A 23,965-nucleotide genomic window follows, 5' to 3' on the forward strand; every position below is an offset into this window, starting at 1 on the left:
TTATCGATTATCTGTAAGACTTCTAACTTTAAAGTTGCTGAATAGCTCCTGTTATTCCTAGGTAATAATCCTTTTTTCCCTTGGACTTTGTAAAAACCAACCCATTTACGAATGTTAGATTCATTTAGACCTTTTTGTTTAGAAACAGCTGCTGCTGAATAGTGTGATTCTAAAACTAATTTTACACATTCAAGTTTAAATGCATAATCATACTTGACTTTTCTGCCCATAAAAATACCCCCAAATAGTGTCTAACTTTTTGGGGGCAGTGTATTAATGCTCGGTTTTTTTATTTTGTTAACTCTTCTTGTAATTGTTTACTTGTTTTAGAGCTATTATCATGGCTCCAACCAGGAGGCATAAAAACATATTTTAATCTAGTACCGAATGGTAGCTCTTTCTTTCTATTAAAAAAATCTTTGAAAATTTCTTTCCACTCATGAAAAATGATATTAATAGGCCCTTTATCTTCTATTTCAGAAGTTAAACCATACTTAATTTTTTCATAAGTAACTTCATCTTCTTCTGCTTTAAATGTTCCAAACATGCGGTCCCAAATAATTAAAACCATTCCCATATTTTTATCTAAATACTTTGTGTTAGATGCATGGTGAACTCTATGGTGAGAAGGTGTCACGAAAAAGAATCCCCATAAACCTAATTTACTTTTTATGAAATTGGTATGACATAAAGTTCCATAAATTTGATTTAAAGCATAAGCAAACATAATGTGTAAAGGTGCAACACCTACGAAAGCTAATGGTAAAAAGAACATATAGCGAAATAATGGTTGCAATACAGGTGAGCGAAAACCAGTTGAAATATTATAGTATTTTGAATTATGATGTGTTACATGAACAGCCCAAAAAAACCTAGAATGATGATCAACATAATGATGTATATAATACAAGAAGTCTTGACCTATAAAAGCAAGTAACCAATAAGCCCAACCTAAATGTTCCCAATTTATAACTCTATAATGATAGCAAAGCCCCATAACACCAAAAGAAAATACTTTCATTAGTAGGTCTAAACCAAAATTAAGTAAAGCAAAATAAACATTAGTAGAAGTATCTTTTAAATCATAATTCTTTGCTTTGTTTCGATAACTAAAATAAATTTCAATTAAAATAATAGAAATAAAGAATGGAGTACTCCATAAGTATAAAACATCTTGATTTAATAAGCCCATATTATTTTTTTAAAATGCAAAAATATTCCTTTTAAATTAAAAAAAATAGTTAAATCTTTATAATCGTTTATCTATCCAGCTTTTAAAGCTATAAAAATTTTGAGGAGCAACACCATGACCAACAGGATATTCTGAATATTCGTTTTTTAAATTATTAGCTTCTAAAAAAGCAGGTGCTTTTCTTGCCCAATCTACAGGTAGAACTTGATCTACTGTTCCATGAGAAATATAATAATCAGTATTACTATTCGTTATTTCTTTAGGTAATAACGCATCATTAATATAACCACTTAAAGCAATTACGTGCTGCACTTTATTAGGGTAACTAAAGCTTAAAGTATAACTTAAAATAGCTCCTTGACTAAAACCTAAAAGAAATGTTTTGTCAGGGTTTGTAGTGTATTTTGTTCTTATTTCATCAATAAACAAAGCAATTTTATCTACAGATTTTTGAGCTTGTACTAGGTCAGAAAATTTATCATTATTAGCATCAAAATTAATAGCATACCAAGCAAAAGCTCCGCCTCCCATTTCATAAGGTGCTTGCGCACTAACAATTAATAATTCATCAGATAATTCTTCTGCAAAAGAAAATAAATCTTGCTCATTACTACCGTATCCATGTAATAAAATTAATAAAGGTGGATTTTTAACAGTAGTTTTAGGTTGTCTTACAACGTAATTTAGCATTTAGTAAAATGTATTTATAAAAAAATGCAAATAAATTTAAGTAAATCTATTTGCATATTAATTATGTTTTTAGATTTAAATATTTTTAAACCATTCTTGAAATTGATCTCCTAAAAGAGGAACTTTTTTTTCTTCACCTTTTAGTACTCCCATAAAACCAATTATCCAAAGAACAAATAGCCCAATAGTAATAATCCATCCTAACATAGAGTTTATGTATAGTGAAATAACATATTGATTTAAAATTGATAAAAGAGATAAGCCAATCATTTGTCTAATATGAAAACTAGTAAAAGAGTTTTTTTCTGTATTGTTTAATACAATTGCTATAATTGTTCCTATAAAAGTTATATAACTTATAATTGCATTTGTTTTTCCTTTTTCGCTTACAGCTGGTGTTTTTTCCATTTCTATGAATTTAAGATTAATTGATTGTTATTATAAATACCGTATACTTTTCCGTTTAATTCTTTGTTTATAAATATACTGTTTTTTGAGGTTGAAATAATATTTTCTTTTTCAAAAATATATTTAAAGGATGGGGTATATAGTGTAAGGTTTGCTAATTCATCTTTTTGTATCGAATTATTTTTTATCCCAAATCTTTTTTTAGGGTTTTCACTCAAGCATTTACTAATTGTTTCTAGGTCTAATACCGAATTTAAAACACCAAAAGCACTTTCTAAACCAATAGTGCCATCTTTGGCTGTTGAAAACTCTACTTTTTTATGCTCTATATCTATTGGGTTGTGGTCAGATGTAATTATATCAACAGTTCCATCTTTTAATCCTGCTAATAAAGCTTTTGCGTCTTTAGAAGTTCTTAAAGGAGGGTTTACTTTTTTGTTTCCATCAAAACCATACAATTCATCATCTGTTAAAAATAGATTATGAATAGCAACACTACAAGTAACATCTAAACCTTTCTTTTTAGCTTCCTTAATTAGTTCTACTGATTTTTCAGTTGAAATTGTAGGGATATGTAATTTACCAGAAGTATATTCTAGTAAAAATAAATCTCGAGCAATTTGCATTTCTTCAGCTAAAGCTGGAGTACCTTTTAAACCAAGTCTAGTACTATTTACACCTTCATTAGCAACACCTTCTCCAGCAATTTGGTTATTTTTAGGGAAACTTAAAACGAGTCCATTAAAATTTTGAGCATATAATAAAGCTATCTTTAACAAATTATCGTTCTCAATAGATTTCTTATGATCTCCAAAAGCAATAGCTCCAGATTGTTGCATGTCGTACATTTCAGACATTTCAATACCTTTACTCTGTTGTGTTAAAGCAGCAATAGGATATAAATTTGTAGCAAAACCATTAGCTTTATTAATTAGAAACTCAACAGCAGCTTTGTTATCAATTATCGGGTTTGTATTCGCATTAACAGCAACTGAGGTAAAACCACTTTTTGCGGCTACAAGTAAACCATGTTTAATTGTTTCACGTTCTTCATAGCCTGGTTCTCCAAAAGAAACACTAGTGTCAAACCAACCAGTAGAAACATGTAAGTTATCTAGTTCTATGGTTTCGTGAGGTTCTTTTAGGGTAATAGAATTATCTATTTGAGTAATAATTCCATCAGTAATTAAAATATCTTTAGTTTGTTTGTGGTAAGGGCTAGAGGCATCAATTATTGTTGCCGATTTTAGCAGCGTTGTCATGGTTTAAAGAATTTTAAGATCAAAATTTCTATAAGCAAAGATACAATGGCTAAAACTAAAAACCATTTCCAAAGCCATTGAATTTTATGTATGTCATTAATATTTTTTAGCGTCTCTTTAACAGATGTTGAAAAGGTTTTATCATTAATACTTGAAGTATCTAAGTAACTTAATGAACTTTCGCTTGTAGGATAATTAAAAGCGATGTTTTTCAATACATTCTCTTGTTGTTTTATTTGATAAAACCCCGCTTCTATAGGTTTGTTAGTAGTTGTGATTTTTACACTGTTTTGAAATGTTTGTTGTAATGGAATAAATGATGTTTGTGTATTTGAAATTGTTACTATCTCATCTTTTCCTAATTGTTTATTTATAGCAATACTATTATGATTGTTTACAGTATAATAGAGTTTTGAAAGACGTAGACTTTGTTTACCTATATTATAAAAAATAGGAACAATTAATGGAGAATTTATAAAATTACTATTTTCTTTTTCAAGAGAACTAGCTATCCAATATATAGAAGAATACGGAGTGTTTATTTGCTGTATAAATGGCTGTTTGTTTTCTAAAGAAATAATCGTACTTACATTTTTAAATGAAGAGGTATAAGAATTTCTTACAAAGGGATATTGAAAATTACGGACTCTTTTTTCAAAAACGTTATTTAAAAGAGGATGGCTATAATTAATAGTTGTAATTTTTAATTCATTATTTCGTTTAGAAACTATTTTACCTATGTTAAGTTTGTTTAGAAAATTATTATATGATAATACACTTATGTTTTTGTGAGGTATTAAAATAAGTTTCCCCCCATCTTTAATATATTCAAATAAGCTCTTAGTAAGTGTTTCTGGAATTTTTTTAATTTCATTTAAAACAATAAGGTGTTGTTTCTGAATTAAATTATAATTTAAATTTTGAATATTTGAGCTTTTAAAATTAAACTCATTTTGGCTATAAATTCTTTCTAAAAAACTAGCACTCTCACCAATACTCAGTATATCAATTTTATCATTATTGTTAATTGTAAAAAAGAAAGAGTTGTCAAAACTATAAGTGTCTTTAAAATTTAGTTCAATTTTACCTAAGAAAGAAGCTGTTTTTACAATTGAAAAAACAATTTCTTTGGTCGTGTTTCTACCAATTGAAAATACCTGTTTATTAATTAATTTACTTTCATTGTAAATTGCAATAGGTACATTTTTTTGTGCTATTCCTTGGTTTTTTACAAGAATACTTACTTCAAAATTTGTGGAACCATTATCACTAACAAAAACACTATCGATAGATAAATTATTTTTTTGTTGAGGGTTTAATTTTACTAAAGATGTATTTATAGGTAAACTATTGATGTCGTCATTCTTAGTATTTTGAAAATCAGAAATTATAATATTTTTAGAAAGTAAATTAGATTTGTTTTCATTCTGTATTTTTAAAAGAACATTTTTTAGATCCGTTTTTTTGGAAGTGTTTTTTATTTTTAATAAAATATCTTTTAGTTCTGAGGCAGTTTTATTTTTATGATAACTATTATTGGTAAGTAAAGAATAACTAGCCTTGTTGGATGTGTTTTCGATAATTTCTTGCGAAGCTATTTGTAATAAGTTTCCTTTTTCACCATCAGTATTTGTACTTAATGAGTTATCTAAGTAGAGAGAGAAATGTTGTTGTTCATTTATTTTGTGATTGCTAAAATAAGGTTGAGAAAAAGCTAATATTAAAGCGGTGAGTAATAGTAAACGCGTAGCTAAGATTAGCCATTTTTTTATCTGTGAACTTTTACGAGTTTGTAGTACCAATTTCTTTAAAAAGGCAACATTGGTAAACGGAACTTTAACAAATCGTTGTAATTGAAATAAGTGAACTATTATGGGGATTATTAAGAGCCCTAAGAAGTATAAAATTTCAGGATGTTTAAATTGCATAGTTCTTTTTTAACCCACTAAGTGAGATTTTAAATGTAACTGTTTTTAATTTTAAAAGAGTTACTTCGTTTTTATAAGCTAATTTATAAATGTAAAAATAGTTAAATTGATGATTTAAAAAAGAATGTAGTTAAAAAACTGTTAGAATACTGTTTTGTTTTCGACAATGTATCAAATTTCACTATTTTTGAACTATGACTACAGATGAGAGTGATTGTAATAATCCAGCGAAAATTGATTACCAAGAACACTGGAATATAGCATATACTAAAAGCACAACAGAAAAATTAGGATGGTTTGAAGAATCCTCTAAAGAAATACTTGGTTTAATAGCTAAAACGAAGTTAAATAAAAATGCTAAAATTTTAAATGTAGGTGTTGGTTCATCGATGTTAATAGATGAATTATTAGTAGATGGGTACACAAATTTAATAGCCAACGATTTATCTAAAAAAGCACTCGGCGGTTTAGAGAAAAGATTAGCCAACAAAGCATCAAAAGTAACTTTTATAGCTGATGATATAATAAATCCAGAAAAATTACAGTCTTTAAAAAATGTTGATTTATGGGCAGATAGAGCAGTGTTGCATTTCTTTTTAAAAGAAGAAGAGCAAGTAGCTTATTTTAAGCTGTTAAAAAAAGTAGTTAAAACTAATGGGTTTGTAATTATTGCCGTTTTTGCATTAAATGGGGCTGAAAAATGTTGTGGTTTAGAGCTACAACGATATAATACAGCAATGTTACAAGATAAATTAGGCGAAGAATTTAAGTTAATTGATAAGTTTAATTACACATTTGTTAATCCGTATGGATCAGAAAGACCATATATTTACACACTGTTTCAAAGAAAAGATAAGTAGATGAAAGTAACACATATACCTTTTAAAAGTACCGGTTTTTTCTCTAAAACAATGATCGATTATTTAGAAGAAGCTACACAATTAAAACCTTTTTACAATAATTTTTCTTCGTTAGAAGGTTTTAAAAAACAGATAAAAAGTAAGCAGGAAAATTATTCTAAAGAGACTAGAAAAACACTAGTTACTATTTTAAATAAGCAATACGAAACAATAAAAACATCTGAGGCTACACAGCAAAACATAACTGATTTATTATTAGAAAATACATTTACAGTAACAACTGGACACCAGTTAAATTTATTTACGGGACCATTATATTTTTTATATAAAATAATTTCAGCTATTAATTTATGTGAAGAATTAAGTAACGAATTTCCAAATCAAAATTTTACGCCAATTTACTGGATGGCTACTGAAGATCATGATTTTGATGAAATAAATTACTTTAATTTTAAAGGGAAAAAGGTACAATGGAGTTCTAATCAAACAGGTGGTGTAGGACGTTTCTCTACAGATGGATTAGAAGAAGTATTAGAAGTTTTTTCTAATCATTTAGGAACCTCAGAGAAAGCAAAATACCTAATCAAACTTTTTAAAGAAGGGTATATAAAGCATACTAACTTAGCCGATGCAACCAGATATATTGCAAATGAATTATTTGGTGAATATGGATTGGTAATTATTGATGCGGATGATAGGGAGTTAAAAAAAGAATTAATTCCATTTATAGAAAGAGAATTAGAAGAACAGATATCATATAAAAAAGTAACAGAAACAATTGCTAATTTAGGTAAAGAATATAAGATTCAGGTAAACCCTAGAGAACTTAACCTATTTTATTTAACAGATGAAATTCGTGAGCGTATTATTTTTGAAGATGAAGTATATAAAGTAAATAACACAGCTATTTCTTGGACTTATCCTGAATTAATAAAGGAAGTTAATGAGTTTTCAGAGCGTTTTTCACCAAATGTAATTATGCGTCCGTTATACCAAGAAGTTATTTTGCCTAACCTCTGTTATATCGGTGGAGGAGGAGAACTCGCATATTGGTTACAATTAAAAAGTTATTTTGAAGAGGTTAAGGTACCTTTTCCTATTTTGTTATTACGTAATTCGGTACAATTAGTATCAGAAAAACAAGAACGTAAATTAGAAAAATTAACTGTTTCTTTAGAAGAAATTTTTGTTAAGCAAAATAGTTTGCTAAAAAGTAAAGTATTAGAAACATCTAAAGAAAAAGTAGATTTTACAGCTCAAAAAGAATTTTTAAAACAGCAATTTGTTGGTTTAAGGGGGTTAGCTGAAAAGACAGATGTTTCATTTGTTGGGGCAGTAAATGCGCAAGAGAGAAAGCAAGTAAAAGGATTAGAAAATTTAGAAAACCGTTGGTTACGAGCAGAAAAAAGACGTAATCAAGAGTTGGTTGATCGTATTGTACTATTACAAAACGAAATATTACCAAATCAAAGTTTAGAAGAACGCCAGCGAAATTTTTCTGAATACTATTTAGAGTATGGAGATACTTTAATTAAAGGATTAAAAGAAAGTTTAAAACCATTACAATTAGAATTTACAGTATTGACACTTTAATGGAAAAGAAAAAAGGATTACACGAGAAGAACAAACACAATAACGGATATGATTTTAAATTTTTAAAAGAAAAATACCCGAAAATCACTGAGTTTGTAATAGAGAAGTTTGATAAGGAAACAATTGATTTTTCTGACCCTTTAGCGGTAAAAGAGTTTAATAAAGCACTATTGGCTGCTCATTATAATATTAAACACTGGAATTTTTCAGATGATAATTTGTGTCCTCCAATTCCAGGGAGAGTAGATTATATACATCACTTAGCAGATTTAATTGGAAAAGAAGAAGGTGTAAAAGTTTTAGATATTGGTACAGGAGCAAGTTGTGTGTATCCTTTATTAGGAACTGCTGAGTATAATTGGAATTTTGTAGCTACTGATATTGATTTAGATTCGTTAGATTTTGCGCAAGATATTATTGATGATAATGATTTAGATGCAAAAATAAAATTAAGACAACAGTTTACAGAAGAGCATGTTTTAAAAGGGATTATTGAGGAAGGTGATTCTTTTACGGTAACAATGTGTAATCCGCCATTTTATAAGTCGGCAGAAGAAGCAAGAGGAGCAAACCGAAGAAAAACTAGAAACCTAGGAAACAATGCTGTTCGTAATTTTGCTGGAAATTCAAATGAATTATGGTATGTAGGAGGTGAAAAAGCTTTTTTGCATACTTATTTATACGAAAGCTCACTTCAACCTACCGTAAGTAAATGGTTTACAAGTTTAGTATCAAAAAAAGAAAATGTTAAGAGTTTAGAGAAGTCTGCGGAAAAATTAAAAGTAGCAGAATTTAAAGTAATTCCAATGAGTCAAGGTAATAAAGTAACGCGTATTGTTTGTTGGCGATTTTAATTAATCTGAAATTTGGTTAAGCTTATTGAATTTAGAAAATAAATAAAAGGGGTACTTTTATTTATTGCTTTTTGATAGATATTGTTGTTTCGGGGTAATTAATTGCGAAATTTATTTATTTTAGCTAAAAAAAAGATATGATATATTTAATTATTTTGGCTGCTATTATTTTACCTATTATGTATGGTATTTCTGTTTATAATAGTCTAGTTTCGAAAAAAAATGAAATGCAAGAAGGTTGGAGTAGTATTGATGTTTTCTTAAAAAAACGTTATGATTTAATCCCTAATTTATTGGAAACAGTAAAAGGATACGCAACTCATGAAAAAGAACTTCTTGAAAATGTTACTAGAGCAAGAAATTTAGCTCAAAATGCTTCATCTGTGTCTGAGCAAGGGCAGGCTGAAAATGCATTAAAAAATTCAATGATGAATATTTTTGCTGTTGCAGAAAATTATCCAGACCTTAAGGCTAATCAGAATTTTAGAGAACTACAAAATGAATTATCTTCTTTAGAAGAGGATGTTGAGATGGCTCGTAGATATTATAACGGAACCGTAAAAGATAATAATATTAGTATTGAAAGTTTTCCTTCTAATATAATAGCAAACATGTTTAATTTTGAAAAAGGTGATTTTTTCGAAATTAATAATAAAACAGAAAGAGAACCAGTTAAGATTTCATTTTAAACTTCTTCTTTTTTATGAAAATAAATATTTACGCTAGTTATGATGTTTTTCCTAGTGCAAAAGGAGCATCCACACATATTAAAGAAATGATTTTGGAGTCATCTAACCACTGTGATGAACTTCAAGTGTATTGTTTAAGAGGTAATGTTACAGTACCTATAATTCAAAAAGATAAAAATATCTTTATAAAGCGTTTTTATAATGAAGATAAATTAAATTATTTACAAAAAGCCTCATTGTTTTCAAAACAAATTTTTTTTGAAGTACAAAAGAATAAAAAAGCTATTCAAATAGGGCATTTTAGAGATGTTTGGAGTGGTATGGGAATGGTTTTAGAGACTGGTTTCAAAACCATTTTTGAGGTAAATGCATTAACTTCAATTGAGTTACCTTGTAGGTATCCTAATTTAACTCCTGTTTTTTTAGAGAAAATTAAAACACTTGAAAAAAAGTGTTTAGATAATACTGATGTAATTATTACACCATCTTCAGTTACTAAAAAGTATATTCAGAAAGCGTATAAAATTCAAGAAGAAAAGATAGTAGTAATACCTAACGGAGCTCATATTCCTGACTCTTTCGAAAGACCAAAAGATATTCCTGAAGAATATATTATTTATTTTGGAGCCATACAACCTTGGCAAGGTGTAGATGTTTTATTAAAAGCAATGACATATTTATCTGATTTTAGTAATTTAAAATTAGTTATTTGTTTATCAGTAAAAGAAAAAATGTTTAAACCATTTAAAAGAATGGTTGAGAAATTAAATATTGAAGATAAGGTTATTATAAAAACAAAACTTCCCAAAAGCGAACTATACAATTACATTCATTATGCTAAAGCATCCATTGCTCCTTTAACATTATGCGATAGAAATATAATTCAAGGGTGTTGCCCTATAAAAATAATAGAAACAATGGCTTGTAAAACAGCTATAATAGCTTCCAATATTCCTGTTGTAAAAGAATTAGTTTCAGAAAAAGAAGCAGTGCTTTTTGAACCTGATAGAGAACAGGATTTAGCAAGATGTATTCGTTTTATACTTGACGAACCAGATAAAAGAATTAAGTATATTGATAAAGCTTTTAATAAGATACAAAATGAATTTACTTGGAGTATACAACAAGATAAGTTAAAACAAGTTTATAATCGTTTAAAATAATTGTATGAATAATAGGCAAGGAAGTGTTTTAGATAAAGAATTATATACAGGAGCGCCTATTGAAAGAGCTCATTTGCATAGGGGATTTACTTCTAAAAAAACACCTGTAAAGTGGATTCGTTTTTTTAGAGCTTGTGTTTTGCAGCGTCAGGTAGCAGAAGACGAAAAGAAAAAGAAAATAAAAGAAATGTGGAAGTTTTTTTTTATTTATTTAGCTATTAGTTTTTCTTGTCTTATCTTTAGTGGGGTTTTACCCTTTTTATCATTAATTTTTCCTTTTTTATTTTTCTTTGTTTTCATGTTTTTAATAATTGCAATCATACAAAACTATAGAATAAATCAAAAGTTTAAGAAAAATTTCACAAACGGATTTGATTTTTTTGCAGATTATTTCTCTGCTTTTTTTACACTTATTGAAGAAGATTTACAACCATTATCAAAAATAAATTTAAAAGCAAACCTTAAAGAGACAATCTCTAAAGATAATTTAATTAAAAAAGATAAGTACGATAGTAAAACGAGTGGATTTCTATCAGGAAAAGAAAATTATTATGAGCGTATTATAAGTAGTGGGTCTTGTTTTTTTAGTGATAGTTCTTTAGTTTCTTTTCAGTTTACAGAAAAAATTAGAGAAAGAATTATAAATAAAAGGGGGCGTATTAGTGGGAAAAGAAAAACAAAATATAAATTTAAATCAGTTTATCCGTTTGCAATTAAAATGAAAATACCTAAATCTAAGTATAATTTAAAATCTAATATTAACCAAGAAGATACGAATATGATAGAGGAGGGAGATTTTTATGTTTTTAAAGCTTTTAGAAAATTTGATACAAAAAAAGAACGTCCTACTGAATATAATCCTCATATTAAAAATAGTATTACTGCATTTGGAATAGATTATTTTTCATTAGAAATTATAAATTTAATAAACACTTGTTACAGTTGTGTAACGCCTAAAACCTAAAAAATGGAGACACAAAATTGTAAAGAATTTACTGGGTTGTTTATTGTTAAAAATTGTGAAAATATAGCAACAGTAAATTGTGAGAAATGTAATAAAGGAATATGTAATACACATGCTTTTGAAGCAAAACATATTTTTACTTATACTAAGACTGATATAGGATTCAGAGATAATAATAATACACTCTGTATAAGTTGTTTTGTCGAGTTTGATGCTAGGTTAACAAATAAGATTGAATTGTATTCAAAAGATAGAGCTATTTGGAGAAGGAAAATGCTTGAAAGATTTCATAAAGAATATCCTTATATGGTTTTTATGGCAGAAGATTATGGAGCTCTTTTTGATACTACGAGTACTTACTTTTCTCATAACGATACCGAAGACGGGTCTTATTTTGATAGTTAATGAAATTTTTACTCATCACACAAAACTACCCTCCTAATAAAGGGGGAATGGCAACATCTTGCGATAGATTAGTTCGTAATTTTAGAAAAAATGATATAGAAGTACATATTATTCATTTTACCAATAGAGAAAAAAAATTTAATACTAAAGCGAATGTTGGAGGTACTTATACATCTCTTCCTATTGAAAAATCAGAAGAATTTACACTTTCTTTAGCGTCTGAATTTATATTACAGCTTTCTTTTCTTAATGAGATTACTCATATTCTGGCGTTTGGAGGTAATCTTCCAATGAATTTGGCGCCAATTTTATCAAAATGGACAACTATTTCATTAATTACATTTATTAGAGGTAATGATTTTGATGAAGGCATTTTTTCTAAAAAAAGAAATGTCTTATTATTTGCACTTAAGAATTCTGACTTTATTTTTACTGTTACTTCTGAGAAGCGAGATAAAATAGCACGTTTAGTTAATCATAATAAAACGTTTTTTACACCTAATAGTATTGATACTACACTTTGGAAAACATCAATCAGTCATAAAAGAAGTATAAGGGCAATGAAAGAGTTATTTAAAGGTAAAAAGACTATTGGAATTGTTGGACAATTGAAAATTAAAAAGGGAATTTTAAATTTTTGTAAAACTTTCGCTAAATTCCCACATAAAGATGAATATGTAATATGTATGATTGGTGATGTAGATGAAGAGGCTAAAAAAATCATACATTCTTTAAATATAAATGTACAGTTTTTCCCTTTTGCTAATCAGCAAGATTTATTAATTTTTTATAATATTTTTAGTATTGTTGCGATACCTTCTTTTTATGATGGAATGCCTAATGTATTGCTAGAAGCAGCTGTTACTAAAAATTTAGTTATTGGAGCAGATGTAGGAGGTATTAAGGATGTTATAGAACATGAAAAGGATGGTTTTTTATATAATCCTTTAAAAGCAAACACATTATTAGATGTTTTATTGAAAATTCATAAAATAGATGCGGATGAAATAGAAGAGATTAAAAAAACTCTTTTTAAAAAAATTAGTACTAACTATACCGAAGAAAACGAAATAAATAATTATTTAAAAATTTTATCATGAAAAACATATTTATAGCCTTTATAGCTTTATTTATCACTTTTACTAGTTGTGAAAAGGCTACAAAAAAAACATATAAACAAGAAAATACAACAATTTTACAAAATAAAATTAAGTTAGATGTTGAAATAAAGAATGTAGATAAAAGTAGTGTTGGTGGTTTTAATTTACAGCCAATAAAAATAAACTACAAAGGCAACAATTACACTATGAAAAGTAAACCAACCAAACATAAGTTCTATACTGATGGAAAAATGAAATATGAGGTGAAGTTTAAAGAAGATGGTTTAAAACTGCGAGATAAAAACTCAAACCTTTTATGGAAAGTTAAAATATACGCTGATAAGATTAAAATTTCGGATAATGAAGAAAATAATAATCCCTTTGTAATTAGAGCTTATGATGATAAAATTAAGGTTAAAAGAAATGAAAAAGAGCTTTATAGTGTGGGTTTAGAGAATAATACTATAATGGTAAATAATAAAGAATTGTTTAAAATAACTACCTCTAAAAACAGTTATGTTTATGCTTTATTAGCTATTAAAGAGATTCCTAATGAGCATAAATTATTTTTATTAGCAGAATTATTAAATAAAATATAATGTATTTGTTTTATGTGTACGGAGCAGGGTTGGGGCATTTAAATAGGATACAGAACTTCATTTATACGCAAAAAATTCCTTTGAATGAGTGTGTTGTTTTAACCAATTCTTCTTTTTGTGATTTCATATCTAAATCAATAAAAGTTATACATAAAAAAGATTCCTATTTTAAAGGAAATAATTTTTCCGTTTTTTTTTTAAATGAAATTAAAATAAACAAAATAACAACAGTTGTTGTAGATGTTTTTCCAGCAGGTTTTTATGGAGAATTAGAAAGATTGTTCGTGAAATTAAAAGGTGTAAAAACAATTTTATTATCAAGAATTTTAAAAAAATCTTATTTTGATAACTATAAATGTCCAAAATATGATATTATCTATATCTTAGAAAAGGGAATTTCTTTAGACTGTTATAAAGGAAATAAGTTTATTAATTTAGGTTTAAAGGAGAGAAATAAAATTTCTGAAAATGATTTTTTAACAATTGAGAAGCCTTATTTTTTAATACTCCATTCAAACCCTATTGAAGAAGTTTTGCTACTCTATGAGCAAGCATTACTTTATAGAACTAATGAACATATTTATATTCAAACCTATAGTAATATTGATATTTCGTGTTTAGAAAGAAATAGTACTCTAATATCTAATAAAAAAGCGAATGTTTTGTTGTTAGAAAATGCTAATAAAATTTTTACAGGCTGTGGATTTAATAGTGTAATGGAAATTAAAAAGTATAAAAAAAAGCAATATATAATTCCTTTTAAAAGAAAATACGATGATCAATTTAAACGAATGAAGAATTGGTTATTATGTTGAGTCTATAAATGAATCTTCATAAAAATTAAAAGTAGCAGAATTTAAAGTAATTCCAATGAGTCAAGGTAATAAGGTAACACGTATTGTGTGTTGGCGGTTTTAATTAATCTGAAATTATGATCTAGAGATTCCTGTATTTTTGGAAAGATATTTAACATGGAACTGGCAGTGCTGTATTATAAACTTTCTGCCATCCATGCTTCTGAGGTGTTTTGGTTTTTATTTATCAACTTTTACGGTATAGCTAGCAATAATGTCGTTATTAATTTTTACATGTATATCATAATGACCTTTCCATTTAAATTTATGCTTAAAAGCAACTTTATATTGTTCTTTTTTCAGATCAAATATTTTTAATTTTTGTTCTTTTTCGCCAAGATAATAGATTAATGAAATTTCTTTTGACGAAATTTTTTCTAATGAATTTAGTTTAAAGTTAATTACTCCTTTTTTAACTGTTGTTAATTTCATTTCTTTTGGAGTTACTATTTTTATTTTGTGTTTGAACATTTCTCCATAAATAATAGGTGAATTCACAAAATCGGTACTTGTTTGTGTTGATTTTAATAGCCATTTTTTATTTGAAGGAAAATGATTTTCTGAAAATAATACAGGTTCGGTTAAAAAATAACCTGTATTATAATCTGTAATAAAAGAATCATATTCATTCATATATCCACTAGACCAAGTAGCGTCGCATAAATACCATTTGTTATTTATTTTTACTGCATTCCAAGAATGATTCGGTGCTTCTAGTGTTTCTACATTAGAAGACGAAGTTCTTCCATAGCCGTCAATAATTTTACAATCAATATCTATAATATTTGCCATTTCTTTAATGAGATAGGCATAGCCAGTACACATTGTTTTTTTACGCTTTACTAAATTTTTAAATACTGTTTTTTTGTATTCTTTATTCCATTTAAATAAAGAAATACTATCTTTTTTTAGTTTTTTACGCATTTTACTTACTCTATTATGCATTTTACTATCACCTTTTACATTCATAGAAACCCATGTGTATATAGCCCTGAATTTTTCAACTTCAGTAGTTAGTTTATGTGTTAGTTTATAGCAAAGAAGCGGAAGGTTTTTTAAACTTTCACCTTTGTTTAGTTTTGCTATATTATCCGCTCTTGTAAAATCAATTTCTTTAAAGTCTGATACTTGAGCATTGGTTAAATTGAAGTAAAATACAAGTAAAAAAAAGATACTATTTCTCATATTAAAGATTTTAGTTTTATTGTTTATAGAGGTCAGCAGTTTTATACCACAAATAGATATGTAACTTTATTATCTGTTCGACAATAATCGAAAGTTATTTCCCTTATAAAGGTAGACTTTGACTGTGATCAACCAGATATCTTTAAGGGGCTTCAATAACTATTTACTAATTATTTATTTTTAGAACTGTAAATTTTTTTAACGGCTACTTTACCCAATAACATACAAGAGTCATTTTTCATATTAACTTTTAAATTAATGTTAGCTGCAGATCTAGAGTCTTGAATTGTTACTTTCTTGGATTCCATACCTACAAAACTAAAAATTAAAACATCACCTTCTTTTAGATTCTTAGGAAAAGTGAAATTACCATCAAAATCTGTTTCTGCACCAATACTAGTTCCTTGTAAAAGAATATTTACGCCTGGTAAATCTCCAGTTTCATCACTAACATTTCCTTTTACAGTTATTTCTCCTTGATGTTTTTTTATATTAATATTATTCTTTTTTGTTGAAGAATTTACTTTCTGAGCATTAGCAGTACTAAATGAAAAGAACGAAAGCAAAGCAAAACCAAAAGCTTTTATAAGGTTATATTTCCTTTTTAATTGTGGTTCTGGAGCATACGTAATTAATTGTTGTTTTTTAAATTGTCCACAAGTGTTTTTAGTATTGTTATTTTTAAAGTAATAAATAACTTCTTGTGAGGTCATTTTAGAGAAGTCGATTACTTCTTTTTCACACGAATTACAAAATCCACCCAACTCTGTAGTGGTAAATTGATTAAATTTTTCTGAACATGGTTTGTTGATTTCTAAACTAAACTGATTTTTCATAATAAATATTTTTATAAGTTAATATGAGTTAAACTTATGAATATTACGAATCTTTAAAAATTGATATTTAGTGAATGAACCTTTTTATTGAGTAAACAATACTTTTAATTTAGTGTAAGAAAATTAGCCTTATAGTATAAATATGTTTTACGATTAAATTTTAATGTCGTTAAAAACCATCCATTTATCTACGGTGTCTATCCAATATTTTAGAAAATCATCACTTAAAAAATGATTTGTAAAGTCATTAAAACGTTGTACATGTTGCCCTGTATAATGTAACCAAATTGCTAACCCTCCATGAGGAATTAACTTTTTTTCTTCATTAGAAATTTTAGTAATAGATTCATAACCTTTTAAAAATGCATTTTTCCTTTCTAAAAAGCGTTTTTCATTAGGATCGTTTCGGTAAAACAACATTAAAGAGTAACCGATATCTAAGCATAATGAACCATTTCCGCAATTATCAAAATCGAACATGGTAATTTCAGTTTCGTTTTTAACTTTCATGTTATCGTGCCATAAGTCAAGATGAACAATTCCTTTTCTTATGTTCTTTGTGTTTTCAAATTCTGAAAAGATAATTTTATAAGCTCTTTTAAAGAAGTCTATTTCATTAGTTGATTCAGGAAACTTAGAAGTTACTTTTTCTATCGCCCAACCAACTAAAGAATCAGCATTGTGAGTTTTACGAGTTGTTTTTTTGTTAATAGTTAGTTGATGTAGCTTTGCCATGGCTATACCGAAATTAAAACATACTTTTTCTGATGGTTTTTTTACGGTATCTCCTTCGGCATAAGAAAATAATACACCAAAACGATTACCTTCTATAGCTTGTATGTGTTGAACGTATTTATCATGATTATCTTTTATGGGGTAAGAAATTAATAAATTATTATTTTTTAAAAATTCTAATAATTTAAGTTCTTCGTTAATTTCACTTTCAGTTCGCCAGTTAAGATGATAAATTCTAAAAACAAATTTTTCGTTAGTTGTAGTAATTAAGTAGGTGTGATTAATACCTGTTCTTAATAAGTTACAAGTTGTACTATTATCAAAATTATAATTACTAATTACAAAATCAGCTATATATTCTGGTGAGATAATAGAACTTATTGAAGGAGCAGTTTTCATACTAGTTTTTAGTTTGTAAAACTACTGTTTTGTGTGTGATAAGTTGAGTTGTTAAGAAATTAATTTTGTGGAAAGTGTATATAGAATAAAAGACTTATCGTGTTTTGGGACAAGTCTTTTTTTAGGGAATGAAATAAATAAAAGTTAAGGTGTTTCTATTGTTTATATAATAAATATCATCAATGTTTTGATTAAAATATGTTTATAAAGTGAGTTTTGTGTTAATTAAAATTCTAAATACATAATATGGTTTGGATTTGAGTGTGTTTCTGATATTTTAAAGTCAATTTTTCCGATTATTTTAAAACCTGATTTTTCATAAAATTGAATTGCTCTTTTATTCTCTACCCAAACGTTTAACCAAATTCCAGCTTGATTATTATCTTTACATAAGGCGACATTAAAAGCGAATAATTTTTTACCAATACCTAAACCATAAAATTCTTCAAGTAAATATAATCTACTCATATAGGTTATGTTTTTAGGCAAAACATCTTTACAGGTTTTGTTAAAAATGATCTTAGAATAACCAGCCGTTTTATTTTTATATTCTAGTAAATAATATTCATTTTCTGTGCTCTCCAACTCTTTTATAAAGTGGCTTTCTTTAAAGTTATTAGCGACATAGGTATCTATGTCTTTTGTAGGAGCAGAATGACTATGGGCAGATAAAAAAGAAGCTAAACTTATCTTTGAAAAAATTTTTGCTTGTGTAGAATTTGCTTTTGATATTTTAATAATTTCTAGATTTTTAAGAGTTTTATAAAGCCTATGTTATTCATAGTTGCATTTAATACAAAAATTAAAGAGTTAAATATATATTTTCTTTCGATTTTTAACTCAAATTTACGCACACTTTTTTATGCATTATTGATGTGTTTTTATTATTTATTTGAAGATTGCTGTTCTTCTAACATATCTAAATAAACGTCTTCAACATGCTCTCTAGCCCAATCTGTTTTTCTTAAAAAACCTAAACTAGATTTCATGTTAGGATTGTATTTAAAACAACGAATATTTACACGTTCTGCCAGATATTCCCAGCCGTAAAATGTTACTAAACGATCTAGAAGTTGAGCAAGTTTAACTCCGTGTAAAGGATTATTAAGTTGCTCTTCAGTAGCCTGTCTTCTATTTTGTCTTGTAGGGTCTTCTTTATTTAATTGTTCGTTAGTCTTTGGCTTAAAATCTGTATTTGTAAACTCTTCAGATTGTATTGGTTTATTAATTTGGTCGTTTACTTTATTCATTGCTGATGTTTTATGTTGTGCTAATTACAATAATATAAGTGTTTTAATAATTTGTATTAGCAATTAAACAAATTTAGTAGATTTTTTTAAGAAGTTGTGCTAAAAAAACCTCTTTGAATTAACAAAGAGGTTTTTAATATTTAAAGCAATTATGCTCACTATTTTATTAACTCGTAAGAACGCTTAATAAAGTTAGTTAACTCTTCACCATGTAATAAGTTTTGAGATAACTTTGCCAAATCGAAAGCTTGCGTAATTAATCCTTTTTTCTTGTTTTCATCTGCATTTAAGATTTCAGAAACTAATGGGTGATTTGTATTTACAACTAAGTTATACATTTCAGGTAAATTACCCATTCCCATCATTCCACCTCCACCACCAGAAGCTTGCATTTCTTTCATACGACGCATAAATTCTGGTATAGTAATTAAGAAAGGAGATGAAGAAGAATCCATAGATTCTAATTGAACAGTATATGTTTGAGATGCAATTACACCTTCAATAACTGGTTTTAACGTTTCTTTTTCTTCATCAGTTAATTTAGAAATAACAGCTTCGTCTTTCTTAATTAAATTATCAATAAAATCAGAATCAACACGTGTAAACTGAACTTTAGATTCACCTGAAGTTTCTAGTTTTTGCATTAAGTGAGATACAATTGGAGAATCTAATACAACAACCTCATATCCTTTTGCAGTAGCATCTTGAATATAGCTGTGTTGTGCCTCTTTGTTAGAAGCATATAAAATTACGTGATTTCCATCTTTATCAGTCTGAGTGTCTTTTGTTTTTTCAATTAACTCATCAAAAGTAAAGTACGTATCTGCAACAGTTGGATATAAAGCGAATTTCTTAGCCTTGTCAAAGAACTTATCTTCCGATAACATTCCATATTCGATAATTACTTTAATATCGTTCCATTTTTGTTCAAAATCAGCACGATCTTTTTTGAATAAAGAAGCTAATTTATCAGCTACTTTTTTAGTAATGTAACCAGAAATTTTCTTTACAGCTCCGTCTGCTTGTAAACCAGAACGAGAAACGTTTAATGGAATATCTGGAGAATCGATAACACCTTTTAACATTTGTAAAAAGTCAGGTACAATTCCTTCAACATTATCAGTTACATACACTTGGTTTTGATACAATTGGATTTTATCCTTTTGCATATCTAGGTTCTGTGTTAACTTAGGGAAGAATAAAATTCCTGTTAAGTTAAACGGATAGTCTACATTTAAGTGAATGTGAAATAAAGACTCTTCAAATTGCATTGGATACAATTCTCTATAGAAATTTGTATAATCTTCATCACTTAAATCAGCAGGAGCTTTTGTCCACGCAGGATTTGTATTATTGATAATTGCATCAACTTCAATCTGTTTGTGAGGCTCAGTAGTTTCTTTACCTTCAGCATCAGTTGTAGTTTGTGGAGTAAAATCAGGATCGTTAACTTGTTTCGTACCAAATTTAATTGGCACTTGGTTAAAACGATTGTATTTGTTTAATAAACCACTAATTTTAGCCTCTTCTAAAAACTCTAAAGAATCTTCAGCAACATGTAAAATAATTTCTGTTCCTCTATCAGATTTATCGTGAGCTTCTAAAGTAAATTCAGGAGAACCATCACATGTCCAATGTGCAGCAGGTTCATCTTTAAAAGATTTTGTGATTAATTCAACTTTATCAGCAACCATAAAAGCAGAATAAAAACCTAAACCAAAGTGTCCAATTACACCAGTTTCGTTTTTATCATCTTTATATTTATCTAAAAACTCCTCAGCTCCAGAGAAAGCAATTTGGTTAATGTATTTTTCAACCTCATCAGCCGTCATACCTAAACCTTGATCTTTAATGGTTATGGTTTTAGCTTCTTTATTAATACTAATTTCAATTTTAGCATCACCTAATTCAGTTTTAGCTTCACCAATAGAAATTAAGTATTTTAATTTTGTAGTTGCATCTGTTCCGTTAGAAATTAACTCACGTAAAAATATTTCGTGGTCAGAATACAAGAATTTTTTAATCAGTGGGAATATATTCTCTACCGATACATTAATACTTCCTTTACTCATAATTATATATTTTGTTTGATATTGTTTTCTAAGAAGTAGAGTAGTCAAAAAAAATACCAAAAATAGTTTTATGACAAGATGGCATAAAAAACGTCAACAAATATTGTTGACGTTAATAGCTTATATATTCCTCAGCATTTCTGTTGTGTTTTTGTTTTTCCAGGTTCCTCCTGTAAAATCAGGAACTTTAACTGAACTATTATTTTGAGCGACAGAAAGTTCTGAAAGCGGTGTAATAGCACTCCATAAAACACTATCATATACATTAATATCTAAAGGTAACCCTTGATTTAAACATTTAATTAAACGATAAATCATAACAAAATCCATTCCTCCGTGACCAACAGAATTATCAGAAATTTGAGTTTTTAATTTATTCCAAAGAGGATGGTTGTATTTTTCTCTGTACTCATTGTATTTTTCTTTTTCTAACCAATTATGTCCCCACCAAGCTAGTTCATCTTCATTAATATATAATTTAGATGGGTAACCTTCGTGTACAGCTTTAGTACCAACAACGGTGTTTAATCGGTTGTAAGGCCTGCCTGTATGAACGTCAAATTGCAACATTATAGTTTTACCTAATTTAGTTTTAATCATTGTGGTGTTCATATCACCGCATTTAACGTTTGAAAATTTGTTAATACCAGCATTTTTAGCAGCATCACTTAAACTTTTTTCTCGAGAACTCATAGAAACAACATGATCATACGTATCTCCACGACCAATATCCATATATTGACTAATTGGTCCTAAACCATGCGTTGTATAAAAGTTACCATCTTTATTTAGGTGATGTTTTATTCTCCATTGATCTTCGTAATATTTTTCATCTAATAAGTGTTTACGTAAATCATGTATATAAGCACCTTCAGCATGTGTAAGATCACCAAAAACACCTTGGTTTACCATATTTAAAACCCAAAGTTCTTCGTTGTTAAAACAGCAATTTTCCATCATCATACAATGTTTCTGGGTGCGTTCTGCTGTTTCAACTAATTTCCAACAATCATCCATTGTATATGCAACAGGAACTTCACAGGCAACATGTTTACCTTTTTCCATTCCGTATAAAGCCATTGGTGTATGCATTTCCCAAGGAGTAGCAATAATTAGTAAATCAATATCGTCTCTATCTACTAATTTTTTCCATTCATCTGCATTTCCATAATATTCTTGAGCTTTTTTATTGTGTTTTTTTTGTAAGTGTTCATTTAACTTAGCTGTTTTCTCTTTCTTTAAATCAGAAACAGCAACTATGTCTGCATTGTTGTTTTTTATTAACCAATCAAACATTTGAATTAAAGTTTGCCCACGATTTCCACAGCCAATAAATCCAACTTTAACTTTATCTATTTTTGAAGCTGTTAAGCCGAAAGCTGTTCCTTTTGCAGTCTTATTTAATACAGGGGTAATTTTTTTTTCGGCTTCATCTTTACAAGATATTGCGGTAGATAATCCAAAAAAAATTGCAGCTTTTGTTGATAGAGAAAGAAAGTCTTTTCTGTTCATGTTAAGTAGATTGGGGTTTGTTGTTTAGGCTTTTTGTAAAGGTATTAAATTATGACTATTTTTGAAAGTTAAAAATTTGCAAACAACGTCTAAAATCAACATAATATATGTATAATTCAAAAATTACAGGATTAGGTTACTACGTGCCAGAAAATGTAGTAACTAATAACGACTTAAAGGAGTTTATGGATACTTCTGATGAATGGATTCAGGAAAGAACAGGTATTAAAGAACGTCGTTGGATAGATCCAAAAACTGGAGACACAACAGCTGTTATGGGAGCAAAAGCTTCTCGAATAGCTATTGAACGTGCTGGTTTAACAAAAGATGATATTGATTTTATCGTTTTTGCAACACTAAGTCCTGATATGTATTTTCCAGGAGGTGGGGTACAGGTACAAGAGATGTTAGATATGCCAACTATTGGTGCGTTAGATGTACGTAACCAATGTTCAGGATTTATTTATGCAATGTCGGTTGCAGATCAGTTCATTAAAACGGGTATGTATAAGAATATTTTAGTAATCGGTGCTGAAAATCATTCTGGAGGATTAGAAAAATCGACAAGAGGTAGAGGTGTTACCGTTATTTTTGGAGATGGGGCAGGAGCTGCTGTTTTATCTAGATCAGAGGAGAAAGGAAAAGGGCTTTTATCTACTCATTTACATTCAGAAGGAAAGCATGCTAAAGAATTAGTTTTAGAAGGTCCGTCAACAAGTCGTTGGGTGCCAGAAATTTTAGAAAAAAACGATCCAGAAGATGTTTCGTATTTTCCATATATGAATGGACAATTTGTATTTAAACATGCAATTGGTCGTTTTTCTGAAGCTATTGTAGAAGGTTTAGAAGCAAACGGATTACAGAAAGATGATATTGATATGTTGATTCCGCATCAAGCAAATCTACGTATTGCACAGTTTATTCAAAAGAAATTTCAACTTTCAGACGATAAAGTATATAATAATATTATGAAGTATGGTAATACAACAGCTGCTTCTGTAATAATTGCTTTAACTGAAGCTTGGGAATTAGGTAAAATTAAAGATAATGATTTAGTAGTTTTGGCTGCTTTTGGTAGTGGTTTTACTTGGGGGTCTGTAGTGATTCGTTGGTAGTAGTAACTAATACAATAAATAAAAACCGAAGTATATGTACACTGCCCCCAAAAAGTTAGACACTATTTGGGGGTATTTTTATGGGCAGAAAAGTCAAGTATGATTATGCATTTAAACTTGAATGTGTAAAATTAGTTTTAGAATCACACTATTCAGCAGCAGCTGTTTCTAAACAAAAAGGTCTAAATGAATCTAACATTCGTAAATGGGTTGGTTTTTACAAAGCCCAAGGGAAAAAAGGGTTATTACCTAGGAATAACAGGAGCTATTCAGCAACTTTCAAGTTAGAAGTCTTACAGA

At 28.1% G+C, this 23,965-nt stretch carries 25 protein-coding genes; 12 read left to right on the top strand and 13 right to left on the bottom strand.

What is annotated here, in order from left to right; translation table 11 throughout:
• The 6 genes from H518_RS0109540 to H518_RS0109565 all read right to left on the bottom strand — a co-directional run.
• A partial coding sequence (locus H518_RS0109540) for a transposase (RefSeq protein WP_028888843.1) occupies positions 1-230 on the bottom strand: 230 nt, incomplete at its 3' end.
• 59 nt (positions 231-289) lie between these two features.
• Positions 290-1,192 (bottom strand): sterol desaturase family protein, encoded by a 903-nt coding sequence (locus tag H518_RS0109545; RefSeq protein ID WP_028888844.1) that lies wholly within the window; start codon positions 1,190-1,192, stop codon positions 290-292.
• A 57-nt stretch (positions 1,193-1,249) separates the two neighbouring features.
• Positions 1,250-1,882: an alpha/beta hydrolase gene (locus tag H518_RS0109550; protein WP_028888845.1), complete on the bottom strand. Its 633-nt coding sequence runs from the start codon at positions 1,880-1,882 to the stop codon at positions 1,250-1,252.
• A gap of 75 nt (positions 1,883-1,957) precedes the next feature.
• Positions 1,958-2,290 carry a DUF4870 domain-containing protein gene (locus H518_RS0109555; RefSeq protein ID WP_028888846.1) on the bottom strand — a complete coding sequence of 111 codons (333 nt, stop codon included), beginning with the start codon at positions 2,288-2,290 and terminating at the stop codon, positions 1,958-1,960.
• 2 nt (positions 2,291-2,292) lie between these two features.
• Positions 2,293-3,552 (bottom strand): dihydroorotase, encoded by a 1,260-nt coding sequence (locus H518_RS0109560; RefSeq protein WP_028888847.1) that lies wholly within the window; start codon positions 3,550-3,552, stop codon positions 2,293-2,295.
• The gene (locus H518_RS0109565) at positions 3,549-5,480 is read right to left on the bottom strand and encodes a BatA domain-containing protein (RefSeq protein WP_028888848.1); all 1,932 of its coding nucleotides are present in this window, start codon (positions 5,478-5,480) and stop codon (positions 3,549-3,551) included. Before H518_RS0109565 ends, H518_RS0109560 begins: the two co-directional genes overlap by 4 nt.
• 194 nt (positions 5,481-5,674) lie before the next feature.
• Here H518_RS0109565 and H518_RS0109570 point away from each other — a divergent pair, with 194 nt between their 5' ends.
• The 10 genes from H518_RS0109570 to H518_RS0109615 all read left to right on the top strand — a co-directional run bounded on the left by H518_RS0109570 (position 5,675) and on the right by H518_RS0109615 (position 14,522).
• Positions 5,675-6,340, top strand: a complete 666-nt coding sequence (locus tag H518_RS0109570; RefSeq protein ID WP_051263728.1) for a class I SAM-dependent methyltransferase — start codon at positions 5,675-5,677, stop codon at positions 6,338-6,340.
• Positions 6,341-7,933 carry a bacillithiol biosynthesis cysteine-adding enzyme BshC gene (bshC, locus tag H518_RS0109575; protein WP_028888850.1) on the top strand — a complete coding sequence of 531 codons (1,593 nt, stop codon included), beginning with the start codon at positions 6,341-6,343 and terminating at the stop codon, positions 7,931-7,933. It abuts the gene before it with no gap.
• Positions 7,933-8,787: a 23S rRNA (adenine(1618)-N(6))-methyltransferase RlmF gene (rlmF, locus tag H518_RS0109580; RefSeq protein WP_028888851.1), complete on the top strand. Its 855-nt coding sequence runs from the start codon at positions 7,933-7,935 to the stop codon at positions 8,785-8,787. The genes bshC and rlmF overlap by 1 nt, the downstream gene beginning before the upstream one ends.
• Positions 8,788-8,924: 137 nt before the next feature.
• On the top strand, positions 8,925-9,476 hold the full coding sequence (locus tag H518_RS0109585; protein WP_028888852.1) for a LemA family protein: 552 nt from the start codon (positions 8,925-8,927) through the stop codon (positions 9,474-9,476).
• A gap of 14 nt (positions 9,477-9,490) precedes the next feature.
• Positions 9,491-10,639 carry a glycosyltransferase gene (locus H518_RS0109590; protein ID WP_028888853.1) on the top strand — a complete coding sequence of 383 codons (1,149 nt, stop codon included), beginning with the start codon at positions 9,491-9,493 and terminating at the stop codon, positions 10,637-10,639.
• Between the two features lie 4 nt (positions 10,640-10,643).
• Positions 10,644-11,603, top strand: coding sequence for a hypothetical protein (locus H518_RS0109595; protein WP_028888854.1), 960 nt, complete (start codon positions 10,644-10,646; stop codon positions 11,601-11,603).
• Between the two features lie 3 nt (positions 11,604-11,606).
• Positions 11,607-12,008, top strand: coding sequence for a hypothetical protein (locus tag H518_RS0109600; RefSeq protein WP_028888855.1), 402 nt, complete (start codon positions 11,607-11,609; stop codon positions 12,006-12,008).
• Complete coding sequence (locus tag H518_RS0109605) at positions 12,008-13,108, top strand: glycosyltransferase family 4 protein (protein WP_028888856.1); 1,101 nt, start codon at positions 12,008-12,010, stop codon at positions 13,106-13,108. The genes H518_RS0109600 and H518_RS0109605 overlap by 1 nt, the downstream gene beginning before the upstream one ends.
• The gene (locus H518_RS0109610; RefSeq protein ID WP_028888857.1) at positions 13,105-13,707 is read left to right on the top strand and encodes a hypothetical protein; all 603 of its coding nucleotides are present in this window, start codon (positions 13,105-13,107) and stop codon (positions 13,705-13,707) included. The genes H518_RS0109605 and H518_RS0109610 overlap by 4 nt, the downstream gene beginning before the upstream one ends.
• Positions 13,707-14,522, top strand: coding sequence for a hypothetical protein (locus H518_RS0109615; RefSeq protein WP_028888858.1), 816 nt, complete (start codon positions 13,707-13,709; stop codon positions 14,520-14,522). The genes H518_RS0109610 and H518_RS0109615 overlap by 1 nt, the downstream gene beginning before the upstream one ends.
• A gap of 219 nt (positions 14,523-14,741) precedes the next feature.
• Here H518_RS0109615 and H518_RS0109620 read toward each other — a convergent pair whose 3' ends face one another.
• From H518_RS0109620 to H518_RS0109650, 7 genes are all read right to left on the bottom strand, one after another.
• Positions 14,742-15,746 (bottom strand): transglutaminase domain-containing protein, encoded by a 1,005-nt coding sequence (locus H518_RS0109620; RefSeq protein WP_028888859.1) that lies wholly within the window; start codon positions 15,744-15,746, stop codon positions 14,742-14,744.
• Positions 15,747-15,916: 170 nt separating this feature from the next.
• The gene (locus H518_RS0109625) at positions 15,917-16,582 is read right to left on the bottom strand and encodes a carboxypeptidase-like regulatory domain-containing protein (protein WP_028888860.1); all 666 of its coding nucleotides are present in this window, start codon (positions 16,580-16,582) and stop codon (positions 15,917-15,919) included.
• A gap of 153 nt (positions 16,583-16,735) precedes the next feature.
• Positions 16,736-17,716, bottom strand: coding sequence for a phosphotransferase (locus tag H518_RS0109630; RefSeq protein ID WP_028888861.1), 981 nt, complete (start codon positions 17,714-17,716; stop codon positions 16,736-16,738).
• A 225-nt stretch (positions 17,717-17,941) separates the two neighbouring features.
• Entirely contained in the window at positions 17,942-18,457 is a 516-nt protein-coding gene (locus tag H518_RS0109635; RefSeq protein WP_028888862.1) for a GNAT family N-acetyltransferase, read from the bottom strand.
• A 143-nt stretch (positions 18,458-18,600) separates the two neighbouring features.
• On the bottom strand, positions 18,601-18,966 hold the full coding sequence (locus H518_RS21520) for a VF530 family protein (RefSeq protein WP_081411176.1): 366 nt from the start codon (positions 18,964-18,966) through the stop codon (positions 18,601-18,603).
• A 158-nt stretch (positions 18,967-19,124) separates the two neighbouring features.
• On the bottom strand, positions 19,125-21,038 hold the full coding sequence (htpG, locus tag H518_RS0109645) for a molecular chaperone HtpG (RefSeq protein ID WP_028888863.1): 1,914 nt from the start codon (positions 21,036-21,038) through the stop codon (positions 19,125-19,127).
• 120 nt (positions 21,039-21,158) lie between these two features.
• Entirely contained in the window at positions 21,159-22,550 is a 1,392-nt protein-coding gene (locus H518_RS0109650; protein WP_028888864.1) for a Gfo/Idh/MocA family protein, read from the bottom strand.
• Between the two features lie 107 nt (positions 22,551-22,657).
• On the opposite strand from H518_RS0109650, the gene H518_RS0109655 reads away from it, so the two are divergent.
• Both H518_RS0109655 and H518_RS0109660 read left to right on the top strand, forming a co-directional pair.
• Positions 22,658-23,665 (top strand): 3-oxoacyl-ACP synthase III family protein, encoded by a 1,008-nt coding sequence (locus H518_RS0109655; RefSeq protein ID WP_028888865.1) that lies wholly within the window; start codon positions 22,658-22,660, stop codon positions 23,663-23,665.
• 80 nt (positions 23,666-23,745) lie between these two features.
• On the top strand, positions 23,746-23,965 hold a 220-nt coding region (locus H518_RS0109660; protein ID WP_028888866.1), incomplete at its 3' end, for a transposase.

Origin of the sequence: Tenacibaculum ovolyticum DSM 18103, assembly GCF_000430545.1 — a bacterium.
GTDB classification, from domain to species: Bacteria; Bacteroidota; Bacteroidia; order Flavobacteriales; family Flavobacteriaceae; genus Polaribacter; species Polaribacter ovolyticus.